The following is a 25682-nucleotide window of genomic DNA, read 5'->3' as shown; positions in this document are numbered from 1 at the left end:
GATCAATGTGCGTGTATGGGTGCAGAGCAAAGGTGCGGCGAAAGCAGTTCCCACCAGCCCGGCACCAGCCGCCCTGCGCCGCCGCGGCAAGCCAGCGGGAGCAGCAGCCACAGAAGGGGGTGCAGCCGCCGGCGTGACCAAGCACGCAGGTGGCGTTGCCGCGCGGGAGCTTGCGGCGAGGGACCACAACGAAGCGGCGCAAAGGAAGGCGCAAAGGAAAAGGAACTAGCGGGAAGCGAAGAAAGCGGCCAGGTCGGCGGCGACCAGGTTGGGGTGTTCGATGGGGGCGAAGTGGCCGCCGCGGTCGAAGACTGTCCAGCGCTGGACGTTGTAAAGGCGCTCGGCGAACTCGCGTGGGGGTTCGCCTTCTAGAACGGTTTCGTGTGGGAAGAGCGCGAAAGCGGTTGGGGTGCTTACGTAGGTGGGGGTGACTGCTTTCCAGCGGTTGTCCCAGTAGTCGCGCATTGAGGGGGTGATGGTTTGGGTGGCCCAGTAGAGGGTGAGCAGGGTGCAAAGGTAGTCCCGGGATGGGGTGGTGTCCGTCCAGGAGTTCCATTTTTCGAGCAGCCAGGCGGCGAGGCCGGCTGGGGAGTCGTTGAGGCCGTAGCCGACCGTCTGTGGCTTGGTGGACTGGATGGAGCTGTAGCCGCGTTCGGCTGTAGCCCAGGAGTCGTTGACGGCCAGGTAGGCACGTTCCACTTCGGACTGTGGGCCGTCGGTTGGCGACAGCTCGAAGGTGGTGAGGTGGATGCCGGTGACCGCGTCGGGGTGGTCGATCGCGAGGAAGGTGGCCACGCCCGCGCCGAAGTCGCCGCCGCCTGCTCCATAGCGGGAGTAGCCCAGCTCGGTCATCAGGTTGTGCCAGCGGGACGCGACGAAGCGGTAGTTGACGCCGGTTTGGGCGGGGCGGCGCGAGAAGCCGTATCCAGGCAGTGACGGGATGACTACGTCGAAGTCGGGCAGCAGTGGCAGGAGGGGGAGATATTCGAGGAAAGCGCTGGGCCAGCCGTGAGTCAGCAGCAGCGGGAGACCGCCTGATCCGCGCCGGTGGACAAAATGGACACCGTCGTCGGTCATGAAGTGTTCGTGCTGGTTGAGCGACTCGCTTGCGGCGGCCCAGTCGAAACCGTCGGCCCAGTAGGCGAGGAATTCTTGCAGGTAAACGAGTTCTGTGCCCTGCTGCCAGCCGATGGAGGGCACCTGGTCGGGCCAGCGCGTGGCCAGGATCCGCGACCGCAGGTCCGCCAGAACCTCGTCACCAATATCGATTGAGAAGCGCTGAATGGCCATGATAATGAACAGCATGCCACGGACCCTCGAATACAGGATTGCCAACACCGAAACAGAGTTCGAGGCCATCCACCGGCTGAACTATCGCACCTTCGTCGAGGAGATCCCGCAGCACGCGGCCAACGATGAGGGCAGGCTGGTCGATCGCTTCCACGCCGAGAACACCTACGCGGTCTGCTACGACGGCGATCACCTGGTGGGCATGCTGGCCGGAAGGTCGGCGCGGCCGTTCTCACTGGACGGCAAGCTCGCCGACCTCGACAAGCATCTGCCTCAGGGACGACGGCCGGTGGAGATAAGGCTGCTCGCGGTCGAGCCGTCGCACCGCAACAGCGTCGTCATCGCGCAGCTCATCACGCTGCTCGCCCGGCATTTCGCCGAACAGGGCTGCGATCTGGCGGTCATCTCCGGAACGACCCGGGCCCTGGCCATGTACCGGCGGCTGGGCTTCGTCCCGTTTGGACCGTTGACCGGCGTGCCCGGAGCCCAGTACCAGCCCATGTACCTGGACTCGGCCGCGGTCGCCCGATGGGCGTGGACCGACATCGGCAAGCCGACCGAGATAGAGAACTTCCTGCCCGGTCCGGTGAGTGTCGCGCCCGAGGTGGCCGCCGCGTTCGCCGGCCCGGCCGCCTACCATCGGTCGCCGGAGTACCTCGCCGCGTTGGAAACCCTGCACGCCGACCTGGCCGCGCTGGTGCACGCGCAGGGCTGCCAGTTGCTGATGGGTTCGGGCACGCTCGCCAACGACGTGGTGGCCGCACAGCTGAGCCGGCTCGACGAGCCGGGAGTCATTGTGGCGCAGGGAGAGTTCGGGGAACGGCTCATCGACCACGCCGGCCGGATGGGGCTGACTTTCAAGACGGCTCAGGATTTCGACGGCCTTCCCCAAGCAAAGTGGCTGTGGACCACCCATTGCGAGACCTCAACCGGGACGCTGACCGACCTTCCCGCGCTGGTCAAGCGGTGCGATGAGAGCGGCACGCGGCTGGTGCTCGATTGCATCAGCTCCATCGGCACGGTGCCGCTGGACCTGAGCGGGGTCTACCTGGCGACCGGGGCCAGCGGGAAGGCGCTCGGCTCGTACCCGGGACTGTCAATGGTTTTCTATCAGCGGCGACCCACCGCTTCCCCGGGGCGGCTGCCTCGCTACCTCGACCTTGGGTCCTATGTGGACGCTGACGGGGTGGCCTTCACCCAGTCGTCCAACCTGGTGCAGGCGTTGCGTGCGGCGCTGGCCGTGACGGATTGGCCCGACCGCTACGCACGGCTGGCCAGCGCCTCGACCTGGCTGCACCATCGCTTACGGCGCTTGGGTTTTGACGTCGTGGCACCGCTGGAGCACGCCGCGCCGGGGGTATGCACGATCGCGCTTGAGTCCGACGCCGCCGAGGTGGGCCGGCGCATGGAGGCCGAGGGCTACCTGCTGGCCTACCAAAGCGGTTACCTGCGCACCCGAAACTGGCTTCAGGTAAGCCTGATGGGCCAGTGGAGCTGGCCCGCGCTGCGGGCGCTGCCCCCCACTCTGCGCCGGGTCACGACAGGGCCGCTTTAGCCTCGGCGAGCGGCCACCCGAAGGCCTTCGCCAGGTCCCGCGGCGTGGTCTCGAAGACCGTTGCCAGGTAACGTTTCGTGGCCGCCGTCCGGTCGAAGCGGCCACCGACGTCGAAAAGGCGGCAGGTGAGGTCGATCATGACCACGGGCCAGCCGGCCCGCTGCTGGCGCACCCCGGCCGAGCTGACCAGCAGATGGCGCTGCAGCTCGACCATGGCCCGGTCATAGCGGCTCTTGTTGCCCACGATCTCGCGCAGCTCGCTGGTGGGCAGCGCGCCGGCCAGCAGCGCATCGGCTATGCGGTGGGCTTCGGGCATCAGGTCGAAGGCGCGGTGGTCGTCCGGCTCGCCATCGCCCGGATAGAGCAAAGTCAGCAGGTCGGGCGCCACCAGCGAGGCCCGCTTGCCCAGCAGCTTGCCCGCCCAGGCCAGGCCCGCCTCGGGCAGCGCGTCCTTCCACTCCCAGACCAGCGACTCAGCCTCGCCCATGCCGTCGGCGAACGGGACCGCGTCGGGCCCGGCCACCGCCTCGTACAGGGACGGGGCGAGCACATCGTCGGCGGGAAAGGCCAGCGCAAAGCCCATTTTGTCGACAAAAGCGCCGGCCGCTTTCAGGGTGCGCGGCTTGCGTGTCGGGAGCCACAGTTTCGCGCGCGCAGCGCCGGTTACATTTGGCGGCATGTCGTCAGTCTATGAGCACACGATCAATGACCTCGCCGGCAAGCCCCTCGATCTGGCCGGCCTGTCCGGCAAGGTGACGCTGGTGGTCAACGTGGCCTCCAAGTGCGGCTTGACCCCTCAGTACACCGGGCTTGAGCGTCTCCACGAGCAGTACGCCGGCCAGGGCTTCACCGTGCTGGGCGTGCCGTGTAACCAGTTCGGCGGCCAGGAGCCGGGCACGTCCGAGGAGATCGCCGAGTTCTGCGCGGTCAACTACGGCGTGACCTTCCCCCTCACCGAGAAGATCGAGGTCAACGGGCCCGAGCGGCATCCGCTCTACCAGACCCTCACCGCCACCCCCGATGCCGACGGCGATGCCGGTGACATCCAGTGGAACTTCGAGAAGTTTCTGGTGGGCGCCGACGGTCAGGTGATCGCCCGGTTCCGTCCGGGCACCCAGCCGGACTCGGAGGAGATCACCTCGGCGGTCAAGGCCGCGCTGCCCAGCTGATGGAGTTGTGGCGAAGCCTCGGGCTGCCCGGGCTCATCGATGTGCATGTGCACTTCTATCCACAAAGGATGCTGGACAAGGTCTGGGCCTACTTCGACAAGGTGTTCTGGCCCATCACCTATCGCGGGTCCGACGCGGAAAGGCTGGCCCAGCTGGAGGGCTTCGGCGTGCGCGCTTTCCCGGCGCTGAGCTACGCCCACCAGCCGGGCATGGCCATCGATCTGAATGCCTGGGCGCTCGGCTTCGCCGCCGCCCACCCGGCCTGCCTGCCCTCGGCCACGTTCTACCCGGAGCCGGGTGTGCTCGGCTACGTGCGCGGGTGCCTTGCCGACGGGGTGCGCATCTTCAAGGTGCACGTCCAGGTGGGCGACTTCGATCCGCGCGACGAGTTGCTCGACCCGGTGTGGGGGCTGCTGGCCGAGGCCGGCACGCCGATCATCGCCCATGCCGGGTCCGGGCCGCTGCCTGGCTCGCACACCGGCCCCGGGCCGCTGGGCGAGGTGCTCGCGCGGCACCCTCGGCTACGGGCGATCGTGGCGCACATGGGCACGCCCGAGTACGCCGACTTCCTCGCGCTCGCCGAGCGCTATCCCAACGTCGGGCTCGACACCACGATGGCGTTCACCGATTTCGTGGAGGGCTTCGCGCCCTACCCGCGGGAGCTGCTGCCGCGGGTGACCGAGCTGGGGCTGGCCGGAAAGGTCTATTTCGGCAGCGACTTCCCCAACATCCCCTATGAGTACGCCCATCAGCTCGAAGCGTTGGCGCGTCTCGACCTCGGCGACGAGTGGCTGCGGGCGGTGCTGTGGGGCAACGCTTCGGCGCTATTCGACCAGCCGGGCGTGTAGCCGGCTCAGCTGGTCGGCGGTGATGCCGTGCGCCTGCAGATATTCGGCCACCCCGCCCCAGCGTTGCCGCACGAAGCTGAGCAGGGTCGTCATGGTCTCTGGCCGGGAACTCATCCGCTCCACCGCCTTGCGCCGCAGTGCCTCGTCGGTGATCGAGGCCAGAATCTCCTCGTGGTCGGCGCGCAGGCACTCGGTCGACAGCGCGTAGTCCTCGGCGATCACCTCGTCGGGCACTCCCGCCACGCTGAGCACAAGGGCCACCATCATTCCGGTGCGATCCTTGCCGACCGCGCAGTGCACCACGACCGTGCCGTCGGGCGCGTCCGCGATCGCGGTGACACCCTCCACAATGGAGCGTGTGTTGCGTTCCAGACTGGAACAGTAGATGTCGGCCAGGCTCCGCTCGGCCGACTTGTTCCTATCTGGTTCGCGGGCCGGGTCTATCAGCGGCGCCAGCCGATAGAGGTCTAGCTCCGAGGCGAAAGGGTGATCCGTCGCCTCATCCACGTTGCGCAGGTCGACGATGCGCCGCACCCCGGCGGCCTTGACCTGCGCCACCCCGTCCTCGGTGAGCCGGGTGAGGCTGTCGGCCCGGATCAGCGCCCCTTCGCGGATGCGGCCGCCCGAGGCGGTCGGCAGCCCGCCGAGGTCGCGCACATTCCGGCAATCGGGCCACGATAAAGGACTAGGCATAAGGCTAACTTATCGCGCCCAACGCATAGACTCTCATGCTATGGCGGCTGAGAGTGACGGCACCACTTTCCGTAAGGCGGCTATCTGGGCGTGCGGCGTCGTCGCCGTCCTGCTTGCCCTGCTTTCCCTCTGGGCAGTGCGCGACATGCTGGTTCTGGCGCTGGTGGCGCTTTTCATCGCGGTCAGCCTCGATCCGGCGGTGCGCTGGCTTGTGCGGCACGGCATCAAGCGCCCCTATGCGGTCACCCTGATGATCCTGGTGACCATAGCGCTCGTCGCCACGGTCATGGCTCTGCTCATGCCTCCGCTCATCAGTGAGGCCAGCCAGATCTCCAAAGACCTCCCCGGCTACGTGTCTGATTTGGACCAGCGATCGAAGACCTTCCGCGAGCTGAGCACCCGCTACGGGCTCGACGAGGAGCTGACCAAACTCGCCCACGATCTGCCCGGCCGCATCGGCACCAGCGCTGTCAACTTCTTCCGCCGCTTCCTCGGCGTGCTGGCCTCCACCCTGCTCGTGTTGGTGCTGGCCATCTACTTCATGGCCGATCTGCCGCGCATCCGCCGGGTCATCCCGCAGGCCGCTCCCCGGGCTCTGCGCCACCGCACCCGGCACGTCGTCGACGTCGTGTTCGACAAGGTCGGCTCCTACATGATCGGCGGATTGCTGGTCTCCTTCATCGCCAGCATCGTCACCTACATCGGCCTCACCGTGCTGAAGGTGCCCTTCGCGCTGCCGCTGGCAATGTTTGTCTTCATCTGCGCTTTCATCCCGCTCATCGGCGCGAGCATCGGCGCCATCGTCTGTGTCCTCGTGGCCGGCATCGCCAACGGCCTGTGGCCCTCGGCCGCGCTGGTCGCCCTGCTGTTCATCGTCTACCAGCAGCTGGAGAACTACATCATCGCCCCGCGCGTCATGCAGCGCACAGTCAACCTGCCCGCGGTAGGGGTGTTGCTGGCCGGCTTGCTCGGGGCCACCCTGCTCGGCCTCATCGGCGCCCTGATGGCGATCCCCATCGCCGCCGCCATCAAGGCCGTCATCGTCGAGATCCGCAATCCGTCCCCGGACACCGACGAGGAAGCCGCCGACACCGACGAGGACGAATCCCCACCTCCGTCACCAGCAACGCCGGCCGCTGCCTAGCCCTTTCTTTGCGCCGCGCCGTCGTGGTGGCGCGCCGCGAACTCCCGTGCGGCGACGAAGGCCCGTGCGTGGTTGCGCCCGGCGGCTGCGCCGCCGACCCGCGCGGGGCGCGCCGGGTCGCCGGCGGTGAGGGCTAGCCTGGGCGGGTGGCGTTGACGATATCGACCCGTAATGCCCGGTTTCAGCAGTGGGAAGCTCTGCTGACCAATCGGAGCAAGCGACACCGTGCGGGTGAGTTCCTGGTGCAGGGCGTGCGCCCGATAACGCTCGCGGTGCGGGAGGGGTGGCCGATTCACGCTCTGATCCATCGCTCGGGCGGCGCCCTGTCGCGGTGGGCGCTGGAGCTGTTGAGCGCGGTGGAGACGCTGCAGGTGGCCATGGCCGACGAGCTGCTCGAAGAGCTGGCGGAGAAGGAGACCGAGCTGATCGCCGTGGTCGGGCAACGGCCCGACGATCTGGCCCGGGTCGGCGGCGATCTGGTGGTGGTCTTCGACCGGCCGACCAGCCCCGGCAACCTGGGCACGCTGATCCGCTCCGCGGACGCGTTCGGGGCATCCGGGATGATCGTGACGGGGCACGCCGCCGACATCTATGACCCGAAAGCGGTCAGGGCGAGCACCGGGTCGCTTTTCACCCTGCCCGTGATCAGAGCCGACCGCACCCCTTCGGGGTTGCCGGGCCGCGTCGTCGGGCTCGACGAGGAGGGCACCGTGGAGCTGGCCGAGCTGGACCTGACCGGCCCCACCACGCTGGTGGTGGGCAACGAGACGCACGGGATGAGCGCGGCCTGGCGGGCGGCCTGCGATGTGGTGGCCTACATCCCGATCGGTGGCGGGGCCAGCTCGCTGAACGCGGCCGCGGCCGGAACTGTCGCGCTCTACGAGACCGCCCGCCAGCGCAAGTCGCACCGTCCACATTGAACACATTCAGTACGGAGATAGGATGACGATCATGGCGAAAGTAAACGTGATAAGGACGCTGGACGGCGACTACGTGGGCTCCAACGAGCGCGGGGCGCGGGTGGCGATCGGATCGTCCACAGAGGACGGTGTGTTCTCGCCGGTCGAGCTGTTGCTCATCGCGCTGGGCGGCTGCGAGCTGGTCACCATCGAGCCGTTGACGGCCAAGCGGGGCCATCGGCTCGTCAAGCTCGAGGTGACCGTCACCGCCGAGAAGGTCGAGCCCACCAAGCTGGGGTCGATCACCTCAACGTACGAGATCGAGCTGCCTGAGGACGACGATGAGGCGGCCGAGGTATTCAAGTCGGTCGCTCATCGGGTACACGAGAATCACTGCACGGTGGGGCGGGCTCTGCGCGAGAATACCGAGACCTTGCTGGTCCTGCCGGTGTAGAAAAGGGGTATGAAACACAAAAAGAACAACGAGGCCGGTCACTATGACGAGCCCGAGATAAACGAGAAGGAGACCGAGCGCTCCCGTCAGCAGGCGATGGCCGCCCGGGAAAGGGCCACCCGCACCCAGCTCTCGGTGGGCCAGACCAAGGTGCAGCGCTTGCACAAGGGCAACCAGCCGCGCGGGCGCTAAGCCGAGCGTGTGTAGGCCGTGGGGGAAACGCCCAGCGTGTGCGAAAAGTCGCGGACGAGGTGCGCCTGATCGCTGTAGCCCAGCTCGGCGGCCAGGCGTCCCCAGTCCACGTCGGGGCTGGCGAGCTCGATCGCCTCGTGAATGCGGTAACGCAGGATAACCCATTTTGGACTGACACCGACATATTCGGCGAACAGCCGCTGTAAGCCGCGCGTGGAAAGGCGTTGGCCGGCGGCGAAGTCTTCCACGCGCCGGATGCCGCGGTCGGCACGGATCGCGTCCACCATGCGCATCGCCTCGTCGGCCAGCGGATCGGGTTGCGGATCCAGGCCGAACAGGTAGGCGTCGAGCCGCTGCCCGCACAGCGCGTCATCGTCGTTGTCCAGCAACGGTTCTTCCGGCGCGGGCAGGGCTATCCGGCGGCCGGTCAGCGTCGACACCGGCGCGTCGTGGAAGGGGCGGAAGCCCCCGGGGCGAAACTGCACCCCGGCCACCCGACCCGCGCCCTCCAGCTTTTGGGAGAACAGCTCCAGGCCGATCCCGGAAAGCTCCACCAGCTCCGGCTCCTGCGCATAGCGCTGAAAGACGATGTTCACGCTCGGATGCGGCACGACGTGCTGCTCGAAAGGCTCGGCCAGCTCCCAGTCGATGAGCCAATAGTGTTCTACCCAGCGGCGAAGCGGCTCGGCGGCGGCCAGCCGCCGAAAGGACACCCGGCGCATCAGCTCACCGGGATCGACGATCCCCCGCGTGTCCGTGCGCACCTGCCTCACGCGCACCACCTTATGTCGCGTTTCTTCAAGCCGGGGACCGCCTCGGCTATCTAGCGTGGCGGCATGGACACGTTGCTCAAGGCCGCCTCAGCCGCCGCCATACCGGTCGTCAGAGGTATCGAAGCCAAAGACCTGCGCCTGCCCACCCCGTGCGCCGAGTACACCGTCGAACAGCTGATGAACCATCTTTTCCTGGTCGTGGTCAACTTCCAGAGCCTGGCGGCCAAGGGGCCGGCCGACTTCAGCGGCACCCCCGACTACCTGCACGGCGATTGGCAGGACAGGTTCGAGGAGGAGACAGCGCGCCTGGTCGACGCGTGGGCGCAGCCGTCCGCGATGGAGGGTGTCTCCACCGGAATGGGCCTGCCGCAGGAGGTCGTGGCACAGATGGCTCTGCTCGACCTGACCGTGCACGCCTGGGATCTGGCCAGGGCCACCGGACAGGAGTTCACCCCGGCCCCGGGCGCGATCGAGGTGCTCGGCGCCTTCGTCGACCTGATGGGAGACCAGGCACGGCAGATGAAAATGTTCTCCGAGCCTTGCCACGTACCAGACGAAGCATCACCAATGGAGAAACTGATCGCTCGCACTGGACGGGACCCGTTGGCGAGTCACCTGTAGGCTCGCCCCATGTCGGATCAGGTCGCCACCATTCTGTGGGCTGTCGGCGGGCTCATGTTGATCGGCCTGTTGGTGTTTGTGGCGATCTTCGTCAAGTTCGTGGCGAAGGCCGCCTTCGGTTACGCCCGCGCCAAGCCCTATGCGGCAACGATCGTGTTCTGTGTGGCCGGCGGCCTGGGCAGTTTCATCACCGCCTGGTTCGGCGCCGAGATGCTGATCGCCGCCATGGTCGGGGCGATCGCCGGCCTGGCCACCTTCCTCCTGGTGGCCGTCGAGCTCGGCGCGGATTAGCCGCGCTGGCGAGCGCCTTCGCGCATGCGGCCCGGGTCGATGTCGCGCTGCGGGAAGCGGCGCAGATAGTCGTTCTCCAGCTCCATCATGCGTTGGGTGTGGGTGGCCAGCGCCTGATCCGAGCCGTGGCGCAGGGCGTCGAACCGGGTGCGGTACATCTCGGAAAGCTCCCGAAACAGATCATCTTCGGACAACTGGCTGGCCGGAATGCCCTCGGCTTCTTGCTGCATGTCTTTCATCATCGTCGTACTACCCGCGATGCGGGTCGGCTCAACCCAAAAATGTCGCGGCCGCGTGGGATAGTCTGCGCTATGCACGAGACCGCTGAGGAAATCGATGCACTGCAACAGCTGCTTGACCGCTCAGCAGGGCGGGCCGGCCCGCAGCTGACCGCGATCGTCAAGGAAGACCGGCGGCTGACCGCACGTCAGGTGCTAGCCGAGCTGACCGGCATGAAGGTGCTCATCGTCGCCACGGTGACGGCGTCGGGCGAGCCGCGCACCAGCGCCGTCGACGGTCACTTCCTGCACGGCCAATGGCTGTTCGGCACCGATGCCCGCGCCCACAAGGCACGCCAGCTAAGGGCCAATCCGGCGGCCAGCGCCACCTACGCCGATGGCGAGCGGGTCGCCGTGTTCACCCACGGTTATGCCGATTGCATCGATCGTGAGCATCCTCTGTTCGACGCGTGCGACGCCCACTTCATCAACCACTACAAGTCGTCGCCGAAGGACTGGAGCGAAAACCCCGTCTTCTTCCGCCTCCGTCCAAAGTGGATGGTCGGCTACGCCTTCAACGCCACGGAATTTCCCTCTACACCGCCTGGGTGAGACCGCCCCGTCCGCTGGGTGAGCCAGGCCCACCAGCCCAGGGCGAAGACGGTGGCCACCTCGGCGATGCCCAGCCCCCGTTCGACCGCGCCCAGCGGAATGATGCGCCACCAGCGCACCCCGGTGACTGGCTGGAGGGCAAAGGCGCCAAGAATGACCCCGAGAAGCAGCAGTGCCGCCACCGCGCAGGTCAGCGTCCACAGTGCGCAGACCCGCCAGCGGTTGTCGTGCCGCCAGGCCCAGGCGATGGCGATGGCGGCCACCGGCAGGCCGATGAAGGCGGCCAGGCTCGCCACCCGATGGATGTCCCCGCTTGCCGAAGGGCCAACCGTCCAGTTGTGTTTGGGGAAGTAGACCACCGCGGTCAGCCCCGCCGACCATGCCAGGAGCCCGGCGCCGCCCAGCGAGGCCGGCCGCACCACTTTGGCCCGCGCCAGCGCGAGCAGGATAGCCAGCGCGCCCAGGGCAAGGCTGAGCACGGCGAGGTTGAACAGCCAAGCCGTCTCATGCAGAGCGTATTCGCTGATGGTGCGCCGGATAGGGTCGATGCGATCCGAGGGCGGCAGCAGATGCAACGCGGTCATGGCCACGGTTCCCGCGGCTGTGGCGGCAAGCCCGCCTAGGGCAAGCGGCTGGGCGCGAAAGACTTGCTGCATAGCCCCTATGGTGCCATGGGGTTACGTTGGAACCCATGCATAGACGAACTCTGCTAAACGCACTCGTCCTAGCTCCGCCGCTGACTCTGGCCGTTCCGGCCGTCGCCACCGCGGCCCCTCCCACCAAAGACGACAATCTCGACGAGCTGCTCAACGCGATCCACGAAGCGGGCATGCCCGGCGTTTTCGCCGAGGTTCTCACGCCCAGGCGACGCGAGCTGGCCGCCGGCTTCGCCGACGTGGAGACGCTACAGCCGGTCCAGCCGTGGTTTCAGCACCGCGTCGGCAGCATCACCAAAAGCTTTGTCGCCACGGTCGTCCTGCAGCTGGTCGGCGAAAGGCGGCTGCGCCTGGACGACCTCGTCTCGCGCCACCTGCCGCAGCTGAACACCGGGCCGGTCACGGTCAGGATGCTGCTCAACCACACCAGCGGGATAGGCAACTACACCGACGCGCTGCTGCAGACCCCTGACGATCTGATCAATATGGGCAACCGCACCGCCGTCCCGATGGAGCTGGCCACCCTGGGGTTGAGCATGCCGCCGACCGGCCCGCCCGGCGGCGCCTGGTCCTACACCAACACCGGTTACATCATCCTCGGCCTGCTGATTGAGAGGCTGACCGGAAAGCGTTACGCCACCGAGGTTGAGCGGCGCATCCTGCGTCCGCTTGGGCTGCGGCACAGCTACTTCCCGGGCACTGATCCGCACATTCGCGGCCCGCACGCCAAGGCCTACGTGCCATGGATCGACGGCACGCTGCGCGACTTCTCGGTCTACAACATGTCCTGGGCATGGGCCGCCGGTGAGCTGATCTCCACTCCGCAGGACCTGAACCGCTTCTACCGTGCCCTGTTCGCGGGCCGCTTGTTGCGCCGCGATCTGCTCGACGAGATGAAGACCACGGTGCCCATGAATCCGGACTTTCCGGAGGACGGCGGCTACGGATTGGGTGTCTACTGGGCCGGCCTGCCCAACGGTCCCGCCTGGGGTCACGATGGCGGGGTCATCGGGCATCTCACCATCTCCCTGCACAACGCCACGAGCGTCAGCCTGGCGTTGAACATGAGCTTCTACGCGGCCGGCCCCAACCCGATCGACGACGCCTTGATCACCTTCCTGCTCGCTGCGCTTGGCAACACGCCAACCGCGCGAGCCCAGGCCGGCACCTTCAACCCATGGCGCGACAAGATTACCGATGCGAGGTTCATCGCCGGGTGACGGCGAGTTCGCGACGGGCGGCGCTGCCGCGCACCACCGGCTTACGGGAAAGCCGTCCCCAAGGCTTGTAGGTGGACAGCACCGTGATGACGATCAGCGCGACGGTCTGCACGATCGGGGCCGCCAAAAGCTGTTCGCGCGCTTCAGGACCAAGCGCCGCCCCCGTCGCGGCCAGCCGCAGCGTCGGCCCGAGCACGAAAAGCACGAGCACGGTCAAAATCGTGGTCGCGACCAGCTTCACCGTCACCCACCAGTGCTTGAAGACGCCCCACGGCGTCAGCAGGCTCGACAGCAGCCCGAAAACCCAGGCCACCACCACCAGTGGGGTCAGCAGCGCGGTGCCTATCAACCCCATCGCCGGATAGACCAGCTCGGGGTCGGCGCCGCGGGCCCCCGCCACGCCGAGGGTGAGCAGGACGGCGCTGATGCCAAGCCAGCCAACGGAAGTGACGATGTGAACCGTGAGCAGTGCCTTGCGCCAGCGCGGCGTGAGTCTCTTCCTCATGCCCCCGATGCTGCCCGCGCCGGGCCCGGCCGTCGTCGGATGGCGAACGCACGCCCAGCTACGCAGCGGAACGTAGCGCTTAGAAATCCACCAGGCCGGACTGGTAGGCGAAGACCACGAGCTGGGCGCGATCGCGGGCCCCCAGCTTGATCATCGCCCGGCTCACGTGGGTGCGGGCGGTGGCCGGGCTGACATTGAGCCGCAAGGCGATCTCCTCGTTGCTCAGGCCCTCCCCCACCAGGCCCACCACCTCGCGCTCGCGGTCGGTGAGCGACGAGATCTCGCTGTGCGGCTTGAGCACCCGGGGCGGGCGGGACGCCAGCTCGCGTACCACGCGGCGGGTCACCGACGGTGACAGCAGCGCATCGCCCTCGGCCACCAAACGTATGGCGCGCAACACTTCAGCCGGCTTGGTGTCCTTGATGAGGAAGCCGCTGGCACCGTAGCGCAACGCATCGAGAACGTATTCGTCCAGCTCGAACGTTGTCAGCACGATCACGCGGGTGTCGATCAGCGCGGCGTCCGCCACGATGCGGCGGGTGGCCTCGATGCCGTCGATGCCGGGCATGCGCACGTCCATCAGGATCACATCGGGCCGCAACCGTTGCGCCGCTTCGACCGCGGCCAGCCCGTCCGCAGCCTCGCCGGCCACGCTCAGGTCCTCTTCGCTCTCGATCAGGGTGCGCAGGCCCAGCCGGATCAGATCCTGATCGTCCACGATCAATACACTGATCATGTCAGCGGCAGCCGCGCAAGGACCCGGAAACCGCCACCGGCCACCGGCCCGGCCGTCACCGAGCCGCCCAGGGCGGTGACCCTTTCCCGCATTCCGGCCAGGCCGTGGCCCTCCTCGAAACGGGCCGGCCGTTCGGTGCCCGCATCGGCCACCTCCACTGTCACCACCTCCGGTTCGAAGCCTAGCCGCACCACCGCGGGCGCTGTTCCGGCATGGCGCAGCACGTTGGTCAGCGATTCCTGCACCACCCGGTAGACAGCGAGGTCGATGGCCGTGGGCAGGGCGCGTTTCTCGCCGGTCACCTCCAGATGGACCCGCACCCCGGTCTCGGACATGCGCTGAACGAGGTCGTCGAGACGGGCCAGCCCGGGCAGCGGCGCCCGCGCCTCACCGGCGCTGCGCACCAGGCGCAGCGTGACCCGCAGCTCGTCGAGGGCTTCCCGGCTGGTGCGGCTGATCGCGACCAGCGCCGCCTGCGCCTGCTCGGGTTTGCGTTCCGCCAGATGCAGCGCGACCTCGGCCTGCATGTTGATGGCCGACAAGCCGTGGCCGACCACGTCGTGCACCTCCTGCGCCACGCGCAACCGCTCCTCGTCGGCGTATTTGCGGGCCAGCTCGGCCCGGGCCCGGTCGGCGTTTTCACGATTGAGCTTCATCGTGGTACCAACCGCAAAAGGCACCACGACCCAAGCCGAACCCGGAATCAAACCGATCAAACCCGGCCCACTCCAGATCAGCAGATGGACCAGCAGCACGAGCAGCGCAGCCCCGCTCGCGATAGCGGCCCGCCGCAGCGGCAGATGCCGTGCCACCGTGTAAACGGCCACCAGGAACGACAGCAGGATCGGGCCGTAGGGGTAGCCCAGCGCGAGATAGGTCGAGGTGGCCAAGGTGACGACGGTGAGGGTGACCAGCGGCCACAGCCGGCGCACAGACAGGCTCAGCGCGGCCACCACGGCCAGCCCGATGGCTACCCCGTCGACGGCCTTGAACCCGCTGGGCCGCTGGCCCGCACCCCAGGTGCCGAGCACACCGATGAAAGCCAGCGCCCCGGCCAGCATCGCGTCCACGACCAGCGTCCTACCCCGCACGCCGTCCAGCGTGGCACACCAAGGCGGCGCTTCCATCGGCTCCGCGGCGGCCCCGCCACTACGTCGCCGGACGTAGCCGGGCTAGCTCTCGGGCTCGATCGGCAGCAGCACCCGGAACCGGGTGTCACCCGGACTGGAGTCGACGCGGATGTCTCCGTGGTGCTTGTTGACCACGATCCGGTACGAGATGTCCAGCCCCAGCCCGGTGCCCTCGCCCACGGGTTTGGTGGTGAAGAACGGTTCGAAGATGCGTGGCCGGATCGACGGCTCTATCCCCGTCCCGGTGTCGGCGACCTCGACGAAAATCTGCCCGTCGACCCGCCCGGTGCGGATGGTCAGCGTCCCCGACTCGCCCATGGCGGCGACGGCGTTGTCGATCAGGTTGGTCCAGACCTGGTTCAGCTCGGCGGCGTAGGCCGGAATCGGCGGGATGCTCCGATCGAAGTCCTTCACCACGGTGATTCCCTTGGGAATCTTCCCGTTGAGCATGACCAGGGTGGCCTTGATCAGATCGTGCACATCGACGACCTGGTGTGGCGCGCGATCGAGCTGCGAGTACTGCTTGGCGGCGGAGACCAGGGTGGAGATGCGGTTCACCGAATCATCGATCTCGTTCATCAGCAGCTCGGTGTCGAGCGTGTAGGTGATCCAGCGGACCGCCCCCTCCACATACTCCTCGCCCACCGTGGCCGCGACCTGTTCCAGCCACGGCGCGTCCACCCCACCGGCCACGAGCGTCGGCGCGATGTCCCACGCCCCGGTGATGTCCCGCGATTCCAGCCACTCGCCCAGGGCGTCCTCGGCGTCGCTGGTCTGCATCGGGGTCAGGTTGGGCGCCAAGCTGATCCGCTTGACCGCATCCTCCTGCAGGTCGACCAGGACGCGCAGCTGCGACCCATCGAGCCGGCCGTCGGCGATCATCGCCAGCTTGTGCCGCATGCCCGCGATTCTGGTGCGCAGCACGGAAGTAGCGCGCACCGCGGCCGAAGCGGGATTATTCAGCTCGTGGGTCAGGCCGGCCGACAGCGAGCCGAGCGCCAGCAACCTTTCCCTTTCCCCGACAATGGTCTGCTGGTTGCGCATGCCGAGGAAGAGCCCCTCGAGCAGGTGCATCGCCATCGGGAACCACTTGCGCATGAGCTCGCCGAACTCGGGGGCCGGCAGCACGAAGAACTCGCAGTCGGTGATGGCGCGCAGCGAGCCCGGGTAGCGCTGCTCGACCTGGTTACCGAGATAGGCCTGCATCGCGCCCGCGTACACGCCCCGCTGCTCGGTGCGGGTGACCTCCACCAGGTCCCCGTGCACCTGGCGGCCCAGCGAAACCGTTCCCGACAACAGAACATAGAAGCAGGTCGCTTCCTCGCCCTCGGTGTAGACCACCCCGGCCGGATGCCTTTCCACCCGGCCGTGTTCGGCCAGCCACTCCAGCTTCTGATCGTCGAGCGCTTCGAAGAGGAAGAGCGTCTTCAGCTCGTCGGGAGTCAGCCGATCGCGTGTCACTGCGCCTCCAAATACCTGTGTACCAACGAAACCGCCATTGCTCCCTCGCCCACCGCGGATGCGACGCGCTTGACCGAGTCGGCCCGTACATCACCCGCGGCGAAGACCCCGGGAACGCTGCACTCCAGATGGAACGGATCGCGTGGCAGGTTCCATCCCGGCGGGCGCTGGCCGGCCGTGAGCAGATCCGGCCCGGTCAGCACGAAACCGCGCGCGTCCCGGACCACCACACCGTCAAGCCAATCGGTGCGCGGCTCCGCCCCGATGAAGATGAAAAGCCAAGAGGTGTCGACCGCGCGGGTGTCTCCGGTCTGCGCGTCGCGCAGCCAGAGCCGTTCCAGATGGTCAGCGCCCTCACCCCGGCACACCTCCGTGAACGGGTGCACGGCGATGTTCTCGATCGCCTCGATCTGGTCCACCAGGTACTGCGACATCGACCGGCGCAGGTCCGCGCTGCGGATCAGGATGTTGACCCGCTTGGCAAAGCGAGCAAAGTGGACTGCCGCCTGCCCGGCCGAGTTGGCCCCGCCGACGATGTAGACCTCCTCGTCGGCACAGTTGATCGCCTCCGTGCTGGCGGACCCGTAGAAAACGCCGCGTCCGGTCAGGTCGGCACAGCCCGGCACGTCCAGCATCCGGTACGAAACCCCGGTGGCCAGCACCACGCTGTGGGCGGCGATGCGGCTGCCGTCGGCGAAGCGGACCACCCGCGTCGAGCCGATGTTCTCCAGCGCCACCACCTCCCGCGCGCTGAGCAGCTCCGCGCCGAACTTCAGCGCCTGACGCCGGGCGCGCTCGGTCAGCTGCGACCCGGAAACCCCGTCGGGGAAGCCCAGATAGTTCTCGATGCGGCTGCTCTGCCCGGCCTGGCCGCCGGTGGCCCGGCGCTCCACCAGCACCGTGCGCAGACCCTCCGACGCGCCGTAGACCGCCGCGCCCAGCCCGGCCGGCCCTGCGCCCACCACGATGAGATCGTAGAAATCGGCGGCCGGGGTGACCGTAAGCCCGACGCTGGCCGCCAGCTCCGCTTCGCTTGGCTGCACAAGCGATTTGCCCTCACCCGTGACGACCAGCGGCACCGCGGCCTCGGTGACGCCCGCGGCGCTGAGCAACCGGGCGCCCTCGGCGTCGTCGGCCAGGAACCACCTGTACGGCACCAGGTTGCGGGCAAGGAAGTCGCGCACCTTGTAGGACGGCGCCGACCACCGGTGGCCCACCACGCGAACCTGCGACGTGGACGCGTCCGGCGCGGTGAGCCAGGCTTCAAGCAGCGCATCCACCACGGGGTAAAGGTTTTCCTCGGGCGGGTTCCACGGCTTGAGCAAATAGTGGTCGAGGTCAACCACGTTGATGGCATTGATCGCGGCATCGGTGTCCGCATAGGCGGTAAGCAGAACGCGGCGAGCCCGCGGGAACAGGTCCATCGCCGCTTCCAGGAACTGGATACCGTTCATCTGGGGCATCCGGTAGTCGGCCACCAGCAGCGCGGTCTGCTCGCCACGCAGCTTGATCTCGCGCAACGCCTCCAGCGCCTCCGACCCCGAACTGGCCCGCACCACCCGATAACGCTCGCCGTATCGGCGGCGCATGTCCCGCGCCACCGCCCGGGAAACCGCCGGATCGTCGTCAACAGTCAGGATCGCCGGATTAGCCACGGCTCTAATAATGGCGCGTTCTCTTTAATACCCCACCAGGCGGTGTAGGCGGAGGAAGGTTTCTTCGAAGCCGAGGGCTGGCCAAGCGCGGGAGGACAGCAGGTTGGTGACCCGCCAATCGGTGACGACGCAGTCGAAACCGGACTCCGCTGCCCAGGCTAGGACGGCTTCCCCCAGCGCACGCCCGGCCCCCGCGCCGCGGGCGGACGGGAACACCGCGGCGAAGCCGAGGAAGCCCGCGTTGTCGACGCTGGCCGGACCGGCATGGCTGCTCGACTTCGAAAGCGCGCAGCCCACCGCTGAGCCGACGACCTCGCCGTCGAGCTCGGCCACGAAGGTCGCGTAGCTGGGATCGTCGAAGTCCTCTTCCCATTCGGCGATGTTTTCCTCGACCGTGGGGACCTTGCCGGCCGAGAAGGTGGGCGCAAGTCCTTGGTGCGCGGGCAACTCCACTTCGAGCTGGGCGAGGGTTGGGATGTCGGCACGGGCCGCCCGGCGGATGACCACCTTCGTCGGCGATGGCGGCCCGGTCGGCAGACCGCGGATCCCGTGCGCGTGCTGCTGCCCGAACCCGAGCCGGAACCAGGCGCGCACCAGCTCCTGATCTGTCGCGGGCACAATCACGTACTGCGCCTTGAACCCGCTCTCAGGCACCCACCGCGTAGCGGCGACCCCATAAAGATCGCGCATGACGTCGGCCTCGGTGACGGCTTGGCCGGCCGCCTCGACCCAGACATTTGGCCCCCACAGCGGGCTCGGCTTGGGCGCTCCGAGCAGGTAACCCACCATCTCGCCGTCACGCCAGGCCACCGCCCCGGAGGCGTCGTCGGCCTCGAACGCGGCCCTCACCGCCTCGACCGCCACTTCGACGTCCTCAAAGCGGGCAGACAGCAGCGGCTGCGCCAGCCGATGGCGCCGATGGCGCTGGGCCAGTAGCCGGCCGGCGCTGGGGATGTCGTCGGCGGCGAACGGCCGTACGTCGAGGCGGGACATGCGGGAAAAGATACGCACCCCTGCGCTTCCCGGCATCCGGATTTTTGCTGATCAGCTCAGCCGGCCTGGTCCGAGCGCCGCTGGAATTCCTCGTTGAGCTCGCGGGCCTGCTGCAGCTGGTCTTCCAGGCCCACGATGCGGCAGGCCGCTTCCACCGGGGTGCCCTGATCGGCGATCTCGCGGGCCCGGGCGGCGAGGCGCAGCTGGTGACGGCTGTAGCGGCGGTGACCGCCGTCGGAGCGCAACGGCTCAAAGAGTTGCGCTTGCTCTACGGAGCGCAGGAAAGCCGGGGTAACACCGATCATCTCGGCGGCGCGGCCCATGGTGTAGGCCGGATAGTGATCGTCGTCGAATCGATCGGTGGCGTCTTGCTCCCTGGCACTCATACAGACCTTTCAGCGGTAACAGCCGAAAGTCTATAGAACCTGGCACGTAATGTCTACCACGGCCGCTATAGATTTTATGTCAGATGTGGTACCTATATCGCCATGACTGGACTCAGCCCACGCGCTACGCGCACCACCTTCGAGGTGGACGGTCATGTCTGTCTCCAGCTCACGGGCGAGATCGACATGCAGGTCGAATCCATGATGGCCACCTGGTTCCAAGAGGTGGCAACGCAGCATCCAGGCCAGGATCTGGTTGTCGACCTAACCGGAGTGTCCTTTATGGACTCCAGCGGGATCAGGCTGCTGATGGATGCCCATCGCAATCTCGGCGACCGAGGCATCAAGCTGACCGTGACGGGTGCCCACGGCGTCGTGCTCACCGTCCTCAAGGTCACCGGCGTCTACCATGCGCTCTCCGGCGAGAGCTAGCACTGCCAGACGAAGGCCGCCTCCTGACATGGCTTACACACGAACGCATAGCCGAGCCCGTCGCCGCCGAAGTTGACGGCCGTGGTGTGGTCGTGCCCCTGCTGCAGCTGCACCAGGAAGTCCATGTAATCGCCGCACTTCGGGCAGCCCGGCGTCTCGTCGGCCTGGATCCACTCCGGCTTGCCGCCGACCCTGCCGATGACATGCGCGTCCGCGGGCGCCTCGCCCTCCAGCCGCATCCCCGACACGGCTGAAAGCGTCGTCACGCCCTCGGCCGGCACCTGCGCCGCGCGCAGCTCGCCGACCGGGAACAGGTAGCTCTTGTTCGCCCCGGACCTCGGGTTCCAGTCGTCACACATGCCCGGATCGTTCTGGCACATGAAGACCAGCAGCGATCTCTCCAATTCGGACACATCGTCGGGCAGGAGTTGCACGATGAACTGCATGGCCCCCTTGCACTTCGCGCACGTCGGCCACACGAAGTCGGCCGTCACCAAGGGAATGCCGCCCGTCCGGCTCACGTGAGAGTCAGCCACCGGCGCACCGTCATAGATCATGTGGAGGGTCACCCGCTCAAGGTACCCGCCGAAGCGATTGGTCCCTAGCCTACGTTTGTCCATGTCGGTGCACCGCGGTGAGCAGGTATCCGCTGCCCGCATTATCCTCATCCGATGGCCATCCCTGGAGCAATGCCATGACCAACAGCAGGATCATCGTTGCCTTGACAATGGGCGTGGCTGCTATCGCCGCCTTCGTGTTCACCTGGACCGAGCCGCCCGGCGACCCATGGCCCAACCGGAGCTTCGCGGTGGACTGCACCAACCCGTCGCAGCTGTCGCCGCGGGGAGGGATCTCGGTCAACGAGCTGTGCAATGCCACCATCGACCTCCCGGACTGGCGAGCGAACACGACCTGCCCGCAGAGCACCGTCTCCTTCGCCGGTGGGACCACCACCGTCTACGGCAAGGTGAATGAAACCATCGATCGTGTCGCCTATGTTGACATCGACAAAGATGGAAACGCCGAGACCGCGGTCCTGATCTCGTGCGGCAGCCAGGGCTCGCGTCGCCAGGTGATCGTGCTGGAATCGACCGGATATAGCCAATTCCGCGCCCTTCAACAGGTCGTGACGACCACCTATCCCGTCGCCGACATCTTTGATCTGGTGGGAACCGAGAACGGCGAGCTGAAAGTCCAGGTTGGCGACTACCCCGGCACGGCGAGCACGGCATCTTCGCGGCAGTGGCTCTCTTTCCGATCCAACCGGCACAAGCTCATCCGCAGCGACGGGACGACCCTCACCGGCAACCCCAAGGTCGCGGACTTCTTCGTCACCACCACCGACATCGTCTTCCACGCACCCGCCGACGGCCTGCGGACCGGCGCTCTGACCGCCACCGTGCGCAACTTCGGCTCGTCCACGGTCCCCTTCAGCCTGCGCCTGACCCTGCCCCTCTATGCGGAGGTGGTAAACCTGCCACCGACCTGCACAGCCGTCCCAACAGCCACGGACGGCCTGCACGTCACGTGCGAGATCGAGGGCGTGGCCACCAACGGCGCCACCCAGGTGGAGTTGAGTCTCAAAGCGCCCGAGAACCCCAACCAGGTCGCGGTACAAACTCCGCCCGTCCTGGCCGCCGTCCTCACCCTCAAAGATGGCTACGCCGACCTGGGCATAAGCCCCAAAACAATCAACTACAGCCTCCGCCTGGAGTAGCTGCTAAAATCTAGTCTGTCTAGACAGAGGGGGTACTCAGATGCGATGGCAGGTTCAGGAGGCGAAGCAGCGCTTCAGCGAGGTGCTTCGGGCAGCCGAAGCCGGTGAGCCGCAGATTGTCACCAAGCACGGCGAGGAGATCGCCGTGGTAATCGACATGGCTGAGTACAGGCGCCTGCGTGGCGAGCCAGCCACCTTCATGGAGTATTTAGGTGCCGACCCAGCCGCTGATGACACCTTCACCGTGGAGCGAAGCCATGATCTGCCGCGTGAGATCGATCTAGCTGGCTGAACATGGCGTTTCTCGTGGACACGAATGTGGTATCCGAATTGCGCAAAGCAGCGCCCGACCCGAATGTGCTTGCCTGGCACCAAAGTCAGATCCGCGCACAGGCGTACATAAGCACGCTTGTGGTCGGCGAGATCCGCCAAGGCATCGAGAGGGTTAGCGCCCGCGACCCCAAGCAGGCTGAATCGCTTGAGCGTTGGCTGCGCGGGCTCATCAGCGCTTACCAAGACCGCATCCTGCCGATAACAACCGATGTGGCGCAACAATGGGGCCGAATCAACGTGCCACCAAAGCCGCCGCCGGTAGTCGATGGCCTCATGGCGGCCACAGCGCTCGTTCATCGCCTCACCCTGGTCACCAGAAATGTCGCCGACGTCGCCCGCACCGGAGTCCGGCTGGTCAACCCGTTCCAGCCCGGCTAGGCATCACCAGCCGCGGGCTCGCCATTCGTCGAGGGAGGGGCGTTCTGCGCCTAGGGTGCTGTCTTTGCCGTGGCCCGGATAGAACCAGGTGTCGTCGGGGAGGCGGTCGAACAGCTTGGTTTGGACGCCGTCGATGAGCGAAGCGAAGTTGGCTGCGTCGCCGCGGGTGTTGCCGACACCGCCGGGGAACAGGCAGTCGCCGGTGAACAGGTGCGGGTGGCCGGCCGGGTCGCGGTAGAGCAGGGCGATGCTGCCCGGGGTGTGGCCGACGAGGTGGATCGCTTCCAGCGTGATCTGTCCGAAGTGGATGGTGTCGTTGTCGTCGACCAGGGTGTCGGTCCGGACTGGGATCCCGGGGGCGTCCAGGCGGCCGGCGTAGGTGGTGGCGCCGGTCGCGGCGACGACCTCGGCGAGGGCCTGCCAGTGGTCGCCGTGTTGGTGGGTGGTGATGACGGCGTCGAGTTTGCCGCCGATGAGGTCGATCAGCTTGTCGGCGTCGTTGGCCGCGTCGATCAGGAGCTGTGCTCCGGTTTCGTTGCAGCGCAACAGGTAGGCGTTGTTGTAGTATTTGCCGCCGACGGAGACCTTCGTGATGGTCAGGGCGTCGAGGGAGCGCACGGCGGCGGGGCCGCCCGGGGTAACCGAACCGGTGTAACTCACAACCTATTCCACCACCAACGGGCCGGAACCGGGTAGCTTGCTGATCAGATCGGCGCCGCACAGCCGCGACGGCGTGTAGAAGCCGCCCGGCGGGCGCTGTGTCAGCACTTGGTCGACGACGGCCAGCGCGCCGGTGACGGTGAGGTCGTAGCCGTTGGCGGTTTTGATGCGGGCCACCCGTTTGTCGCCGCGGTCGTTGCGCACCTCACCCCAGACGAAGACCGGGGTCTTGGCGCGCGACTCGGCAGACGGGCCGGTCACGGTGCGGGTCACCCGTCCCTTCAGCATGTTCTGCAGCGCGGTCAGGCGCAGGATCGGCCGAAGCACATTGACCAGTTTGAGGCCGCGTTTCTGCTTGGGCGAGGTTGCCACGTAGACCTCGATGTTGCCGATGCCGGTGGTGTGGAAGGCGGTGGACACGTCGCCCCACGGGATCGCGGGCGCCCATTTGACGCCGCTCCCGAAGTCGATCTCCCGGCTCATGCTGCCCATCGGAATGGTGACGATCTTTCCGCCGCGCCGGATCTTGCCGCCCTGGCCGAGTGACTCGACCGAGGTCTTGGTGGTGCCGGGCGACATCTTGGTCCGCGAGTCGAAGCCGAGGGCGAGGTGGGTGGCGTCCGGCAGCGCCTGCTTGAGGCTTGCGGCCACACAGTCGGTGGGGATGACGTCGAAACCGACCCCCGGGCACAGCACGACGTTGGCGGCGACAGCCCGGTCGTGCTGATCGTGGGCGTACTCGAAGATCGCGATCTCGCCGGTGATGTCCAGATAGTGGACTCCCGCCCGCAGACAGGCCTCGATCATCGGCTTCCCGGTGGCCGAGAACGGGCCGGCGCAGTGCAGCACCAGGCTCACCCCATCGAGATCCGGGTCGTCGACCAAACCGAACACCCGGCATGGCAGATCCAGCTCCGCGGCCAGCGCGGCCACCTTGGCGTTCGAGCGCCCGGCCAGGATCGGCCGCAACCCCCGGGCCACCGCCTCACGGGCGATTAGTTCCCCGGTGTAGCCGTTTGCCCCGTAGATCATCCATTCTGCCATGTAAGCACCGTAACCTCAGATCGTGAACGACAAAATCCATACGTGGGTACTGGAGAACGGACTGCACCCGATCCAGCAGACGATCCTTGTCGACAGGCCCGGTCACCTGGTCGCCAAGGTGGAGACGACCACCATCGATGTCGTGGTCAAAGCCCCGCTCCATGACCGGGAAGTAGCCGCGAACGCCCGTTTGGCCGCCGCCGGAGTTCCGGTTCCCCGGATTCTGGCCGCGGGTAACGGGTACCTGATGATGGAATGGATCGAAGGCGAAGGGCTCTCCTCGGCGTCGCCGAATTCGGCTCAGCTGGAAGCCGGGCGTCTGCTGCGCCGGGTCAACGAGCTGGGCGGAGGCCCGCCCTACCAGGGCAATGCCACCTTCACCGAATGGATGGCAGGCTGGCTCAACCACGCCTTGCAGTGGTGGGAACCGGGCCCGAAGCGCACCCGTGAGATCTGGGCCTGGTTCGAGGAGCTGCGGCCCATACTCGACACGCGCGGGCAGCACCTGATGCTGATGGATGGCCGGCCCGACCATTTCCTCGTCCGCGACGCCAAGATAGTCGCAGTGATCGATGTCAGCGAGCTCTGTCCCGGCGATGGCGTGATGGACCTGGCCGTGATGGGTGTTTCCGACCCGGTGCTGCTGCCCGGGGTGCTCGCCGGATATGGCCCACCTGCCCCCGACCGGGAGCTGCTCGACTTCTACCTTCTCCTGCGGCGGCTCGCCGGTGCCGAGTTACACCTCACCCTCGGCAACCCGGCCCTGGCTGGCCGGATCCTCAGACTCGTACAGGAAGACCAGCGTTGAGCAGCGCCTTTTTCACTTCGGCGATGGTCACCTCGCCGAAGTGAAACACGCTCGCCGCCAGCACCGCGTCGGCCCCGGCGTGGATGGCGGGCGGGAAGTCCTCCGCTTTGCCCGCGCCGCCCGAAGCGATGATGGGGATGTCGACCACCTCGCGCACCCGCGCGATCAGTTCCAGGTCGAAACCGGCTTTGGTCCCGTCGGCGTCCATCGAGTTGAGCAGAATCTCCCCCGCGCCCAGCTCGGCCACGCGTTTGGCCCAGCCGATCGCTTCCAGCCCCTCGGACTTGCGTCCGCCGTGGGTGGTCACCTCGAAGGTGCCGTGGACGGTGCGCCTCACGTCGAGCGAAAGCACGATCACCTGGGATCCGAATCGTTTCGCAATGTCCTCGATGAGCGAGGGATCATAGATGGCGGCCGTGTTCACACCCACCTTGTCGGCCCCGGCCCGCAGCAGAACGTCCACATCGGACACTGAGCGCACCCCGCCTCCGACAGTGAGCGGGATGAACACCGTCTCCGCGGTCCTGCGGACCACCTCGAGCATCGTCCCGCGCCCCTCGACACTGGCCGACACATCCAGGAAGGTCACCTCATCGGCCCCCGCCGCGTCATACGCCGCCGCCAGCTCAACGGGATCGCCGGCGTCGCGCAGGTTCTCGAAGTTGACCCCCTTGACCACACGCCCGTGGTCAACGTCCAAACACGGGATAACCCGGATCGCCACCGCCATACCCGCCACCCTACTTCGCCCGGCCCAGCCTCTCTCCCACCCTGCCCCGCAGCATTTCCTTTGCGCCGGTTCGTGGGGG

General features: G+C 67.1%; 33 protein-coding genes. 16 read left to right on the top strand and 17 right to left on the bottom strand.

The annotated features are described in order from the left end of the window. Nucleotides 1-225 precede the first annotated feature (225 nt). Nucleotides 226-1305 (bottom strand): epoxide hydrolase family protein, encoded by a 1080-nt coding sequence (locus Rhe02_RS45895; RefSeq protein WP_203914868.1) that lies wholly within the window; start codon nt 1303-1305, stop codon nt 226-228. On the opposite strand from Rhe02_RS45895, the gene Rhe02_RS45890 reads away from it, so the two are divergent. Next, the gene (locus Rhe02_RS45890; protein WP_203914867.1) at nt 1304-2845 is read left to right on the top strand and encodes a GNAT family N-acetyltransferase; all 1542 of its coding nucleotides are present in this window, start codon (nt 1304-1306) and stop codon (nt 2843-2845) included. The two genes, Rhe02_RS45895 and Rhe02_RS45890, sit on opposite strands and share 2 nt — an antisense overlap. Here Rhe02_RS45890 and Rhe02_RS45885 read toward each other — a convergent pair. Continuing rightward, entirely contained in the window at nt 2826-3524 is a 699-nt protein-coding gene (locus tag Rhe02_RS45885; RefSeq protein WP_203914866.1) for an AlkZ-related protein, read from the bottom strand. The genes Rhe02_RS45890 and Rhe02_RS45885 overlap by 20 nt on opposite strands. On the opposite strand from Rhe02_RS45885, the gene Rhe02_RS45880 reads away from it, so the two are divergent. Together Rhe02_RS45880 and Rhe02_RS45875 are read left to right on the top strand one after the other, a co-directional pair. Then, a complete protein-coding gene (locus Rhe02_RS45880; protein ID WP_203914865.1) occupies nt 3523-4014 on the top strand; it encodes a glutathione peroxidase in 492 nt (163 codons plus the stop codon). The genes Rhe02_RS45885 and Rhe02_RS45880 overlap by 2 nt on opposite strands. After that, nucleotides 4014-4862, top strand: coding sequence for an amidohydrolase family protein (locus Rhe02_RS45875; protein ID WP_203914864.1), 849 nt, complete (start codon nt 4014-4016; stop codon nt 4860-4862). The genes Rhe02_RS45880 and Rhe02_RS45875 overlap by 1 nt, the downstream gene beginning before the upstream one ends. Here Rhe02_RS45875 and Rhe02_RS45870 read toward each other — a convergent pair. Then, complete coding sequence (locus Rhe02_RS45870; protein ID WP_203914863.1) at nt 4839-5555, bottom strand: tyrosine-protein phosphatase; 717 nt, start codon at nt 5553-5555, stop codon at nt 4839-4841. The two genes, Rhe02_RS45875 and Rhe02_RS45870, sit on opposite strands and share 24 nt — an antisense overlap. Nucleotides 5556-5595: 40 nt before the next feature. Between Rhe02_RS45870 and Rhe02_RS45865 the strand changes: the two genes are divergently transcribed. From Rhe02_RS45865 to Rhe02_RS45850, 4 genes are all read left to right on the top strand, one after another. Beyond that, nucleotides 5596-6699 carry an AI-2E family transporter gene (locus Rhe02_RS45865; RefSeq protein WP_203914862.1) on the top strand — a complete coding sequence of 368 codons (1104 nt, stop codon included), beginning with the start codon at nt 5596-5598 and terminating at the stop codon, nt 6697-6699. Between the two features lie 146 nt (nt 6700-6845). Then, complete coding sequence (locus tag Rhe02_RS45860) at nt 6846-7619, top strand: TrmH family RNA methyltransferase (protein WP_203914861.1); 774 nt, start codon at nt 6846-6848, stop codon at nt 7617-7619. A 31-nt stretch (nt 7620-7650) separates the two neighbouring features. Further along, nucleotides 7651-8052: an OsmC family protein gene (locus tag Rhe02_RS45855; RefSeq protein WP_239124487.1), complete on the top strand. Its 402-nt coding sequence runs from the start codon at nt 7651-7653 to the stop codon at nt 8050-8052. 9 nt (nt 8053-8061) lie between these two features. Further along, the gene (locus Rhe02_RS45850) at nt 8062-8244 is read left to right on the top strand and encodes a hypothetical protein (RefSeq protein ID WP_203914859.1); all 183 of its coding nucleotides are present in this window, start codon (nt 8062-8064) and stop codon (nt 8242-8244) included. Here the strand turns inward: Rhe02_RS45850 and Rhe02_RS45845 are convergent. After that, the gene (locus tag Rhe02_RS45845; RefSeq protein WP_239124486.1) at nt 8241-9017 is read right to left on the bottom strand and encodes a helix-turn-helix domain-containing protein; all 777 of its coding nucleotides are present in this window, start codon (nt 9015-9017) and stop codon (nt 8241-8243) included. The two genes, Rhe02_RS45850 and Rhe02_RS45845, sit on opposite strands and share 4 nt — an antisense overlap. Nucleotides 9018-9080: 63 nt before the next feature. Here Rhe02_RS45845 and Rhe02_RS45840 point away from each other — a divergent pair, with 63 nt between their 5' ends. Together Rhe02_RS45840 and Rhe02_RS45835 are read left to right on the top strand one after the other, a co-directional pair. After that, entirely contained in the window at nt 9081-9638 is a 558-nt protein-coding gene (locus Rhe02_RS45840) for a TIGR03086 family metal-binding protein (RefSeq protein WP_203914858.1), read from the top strand. 9 nt (nt 9639-9647) lie between these two features. Continuing rightward, nucleotides 9648-9929, top strand: coding sequence for a hypothetical protein (locus Rhe02_RS45835; protein ID WP_203914857.1), 282 nt, complete (start codon nt 9648-9650; stop codon nt 9927-9929). Here Rhe02_RS45835 and Rhe02_RS45830 read toward each other — a convergent pair. Then, nucleotides 9926-10159 (bottom strand): DUF6158 family protein, encoded by a 234-nt coding sequence (locus tag Rhe02_RS45830; RefSeq protein ID WP_203914856.1) that lies wholly within the window; start codon nt 10157-10159, stop codon nt 9926-9928. The genes Rhe02_RS45835 and Rhe02_RS45830 overlap by 4 nt on opposite strands. An 81-nt stretch (nt 10160-10240) precedes the next feature. Between Rhe02_RS45830 and Rhe02_RS45825 the strand changes: the two genes are divergently transcribed. Further along, nucleotides 10241-10759, top strand: a complete 519-nt coding sequence (locus Rhe02_RS45825) for a pyridoxamine 5'-phosphate oxidase family protein (RefSeq protein WP_203914855.1) — start codon at nt 10241-10243, stop codon at nt 10757-10759. Here the strand turns inward: Rhe02_RS45825 and Rhe02_RS45820 are convergent. Next, nucleotides 10714-11415, bottom strand: a complete 702-nt coding sequence (locus Rhe02_RS45820; protein WP_203914854.1) for a DUF998 domain-containing protein — start codon at nt 11413-11415, stop codon at nt 10714-10716. The two genes, Rhe02_RS45825 and Rhe02_RS45820, sit on opposite strands and share 46 nt — an antisense overlap. A 35-nt stretch (nt 11416-11450) precedes the next feature. On the opposite strand from Rhe02_RS45820, the gene Rhe02_RS45815 reads away from it, so the two are divergent. Further along, nucleotides 11451-12635, top strand: coding sequence for a serine hydrolase domain-containing protein (locus Rhe02_RS45815; protein WP_203914853.1), 1185 nt, complete (start codon nt 11451-11453; stop codon nt 12633-12635). Here the strand turns inward: Rhe02_RS45815 and Rhe02_RS45810 are convergent. The 7 genes from Rhe02_RS45810 to Rhe02_RS45780 form a co-directional block, all read right to left on the bottom strand. After that, complete coding sequence (locus Rhe02_RS45810; RefSeq protein WP_203914852.1) at nt 12622-13140, bottom strand: hypothetical protein; 519 nt, start codon at nt 13138-13140, stop codon at nt 12622-12624. The two genes, Rhe02_RS45815 and Rhe02_RS45810, sit on opposite strands and share 14 nt — an antisense overlap. A 79-nt stretch (nt 13141-13219) precedes the next feature. Further along, nucleotides 13220-13876 (bottom strand): response regulator, encoded by a 657-nt coding sequence (locus Rhe02_RS45805; RefSeq protein ID WP_203914851.1) that lies wholly within the window; start codon nt 13874-13876, stop codon nt 13220-13222. Then, nucleotides 13873-14967, bottom strand: a complete 1095-nt coding sequence (locus Rhe02_RS45800; protein ID WP_239124485.1) for a sensor histidine kinase — start codon at nt 14965-14967, stop codon at nt 13873-13875. The genes Rhe02_RS45805 and Rhe02_RS45800 overlap by 4 nt, the downstream gene beginning before the upstream one ends. An 81-nt stretch (nt 14968-15048) precedes the next feature. Continuing rightward, nucleotides 15049-16467 (bottom strand): ATP-binding protein, encoded by a 1419-nt coding sequence (locus Rhe02_RS50700; protein ID WP_203914850.1) that lies wholly within the window; start codon nt 16465-16467, stop codon nt 15049-15051. Beyond that, nucleotides 16464-18122 (bottom strand): NAD(P)/FAD-dependent oxidoreductase, encoded by a 1659-nt coding sequence (locus tag Rhe02_RS45790; protein ID WP_203914849.1) that lies wholly within the window; start codon nt 18120-18122, stop codon nt 16464-16466. The genes Rhe02_RS50700 and Rhe02_RS45790 overlap by 4 nt, the downstream gene beginning before the upstream one ends. A gap of 24 nt (nt 18123-18146) precedes the next feature. Beyond that, nucleotides 18147-19115: a GNAT family N-acetyltransferase gene (locus Rhe02_RS45785; RefSeq protein ID WP_203914848.1), complete on the bottom strand. Its 969-nt coding sequence runs from the start codon at nt 19113-19115 to the stop codon at nt 18147-18149. A gap of 56 nt (nt 19116-19171) precedes the next feature. Beyond that, the gene (locus Rhe02_RS45780; RefSeq protein ID WP_203914847.1) at nt 19172-19501 is read right to left on the bottom strand and encodes a MerR family transcriptional regulator; all 330 of its coding nucleotides are present in this window, start codon (nt 19499-19501) and stop codon (nt 19172-19174) included. Nucleotides 19502-19603: 102 nt separating this feature from the next. Here Rhe02_RS45780 and Rhe02_RS45775 point away from each other — a divergent pair, with 102 nt between their 5' ends. Further along, nucleotides 19604-19933 (top strand): STAS domain-containing protein, encoded by a 330-nt coding sequence (locus Rhe02_RS45775; protein WP_203914846.1) that lies wholly within the window; start codon nt 19604-19606, stop codon nt 19931-19933. On the opposite strand, the gene Rhe02_RS45770 is transcribed toward Rhe02_RS45775, so the two are convergent. Next, nucleotides 19930-20553 carry a hypothetical protein gene (locus Rhe02_RS45770; RefSeq protein ID WP_203914845.1) on the bottom strand — a complete coding sequence of 208 codons (624 nt, stop codon included), beginning with the start codon at nt 20551-20553 and terminating at the stop codon, nt 19930-19932. The genes Rhe02_RS45775 and Rhe02_RS45770 overlap by 4 nt on opposite strands. A gap of 74 nt (nt 20554-20627) precedes the next feature. Between Rhe02_RS45770 and Rhe02_RS45765 the strand changes: the two genes are divergently transcribed. Genes Rhe02_RS45765 through Rhe02_RS45755 form a run of 3 tightly spaced genes read left to right on the top strand, consistent with a single transcriptional unit; the run spans nt 20628 to nt 22361 of the window. Continuing rightward, complete coding sequence (locus Rhe02_RS45765) at nt 20628-21650, top strand: hypothetical protein (protein ID WP_203914844.1); 1023 nt, start codon at nt 20628-20630, stop codon at nt 21648-21650. A 40-nt stretch (nt 21651-21690) separates the two neighbouring features. Then, nucleotides 21691-21942, top strand: coding sequence for a type II toxin-antitoxin system Phd/YefM family antitoxin (locus tag Rhe02_RS45760; protein ID WP_203914843.1), 252 nt, complete (start codon nt 21691-21693; stop codon nt 21940-21942). Nucleotides 21943-21944: 2 nt separating this feature from the next. Further along, nucleotides 21945-22361 (top strand): type II toxin-antitoxin system VapC family toxin, encoded by a 417-nt coding sequence (locus tag Rhe02_RS45755; RefSeq protein WP_203914842.1) that lies wholly within the window; start codon nt 21945-21947, stop codon nt 22359-22361. Between the two features lie 3 nt (nt 22362-22364). Here the strand turns inward: Rhe02_RS45755 and Rhe02_RS45750 are convergent, their stop codons facing one another. Next, complete coding sequence (locus Rhe02_RS45750; protein WP_203914841.1) at nt 22365-23021, bottom strand: MBL fold metallo-hydrolase; 657 nt, start codon at nt 23019-23021, stop codon at nt 22365-22367. A gap of 3 nt (nt 23022-23024) precedes the next feature. Continuing rightward, entirely contained in the window at nt 23025-24065 is a 1041-nt protein-coding gene (locus Rhe02_RS45745; protein ID WP_203914840.1) for a saccharopine dehydrogenase family protein, read from the bottom strand. A gap of 22 nt (nt 24066-24087) precedes the next feature. On the opposite strand from Rhe02_RS45745, the gene Rhe02_RS45740 reads away from it, so the two are divergent. Then, a complete protein-coding gene (locus tag Rhe02_RS45740) occupies nt 24088-24873 on the top strand; it encodes a phosphotransferase family protein (RefSeq protein ID WP_203914839.1) in 786 nt (261 codons plus the stop codon). Here the strand turns inward: Rhe02_RS45740 and hisF are convergent. Further along, on the bottom strand, nt 24845-25603 hold the full coding sequence (hisF, locus tag Rhe02_RS45735) for an imidazole glycerol phosphate synthase subunit HisF (protein WP_203914838.1): 759 nt from the start codon (nt 25601-25603) through the stop codon (nt 24845-24847). The genes Rhe02_RS45740 and hisF overlap by 29 nt on opposite strands. Nucleotides 25604-25682 lie beyond the last annotated feature (79 nt).

The sequence above is a fragment of the Rhizocola hellebori genome, from assembly GCF_016862955.1.
In the GTDB taxonomy this organism is placed as follows: Bacteria; Actinomycetota; Actinomycetes; order Mycobacteriales; family Micromonosporaceae; genus Rhizocola; species Rhizocola hellebori.
Note: the sequence above shows the minus strand (reverse complement) of the source record. Positions and strands in the feature narration are given on the sequence as shown.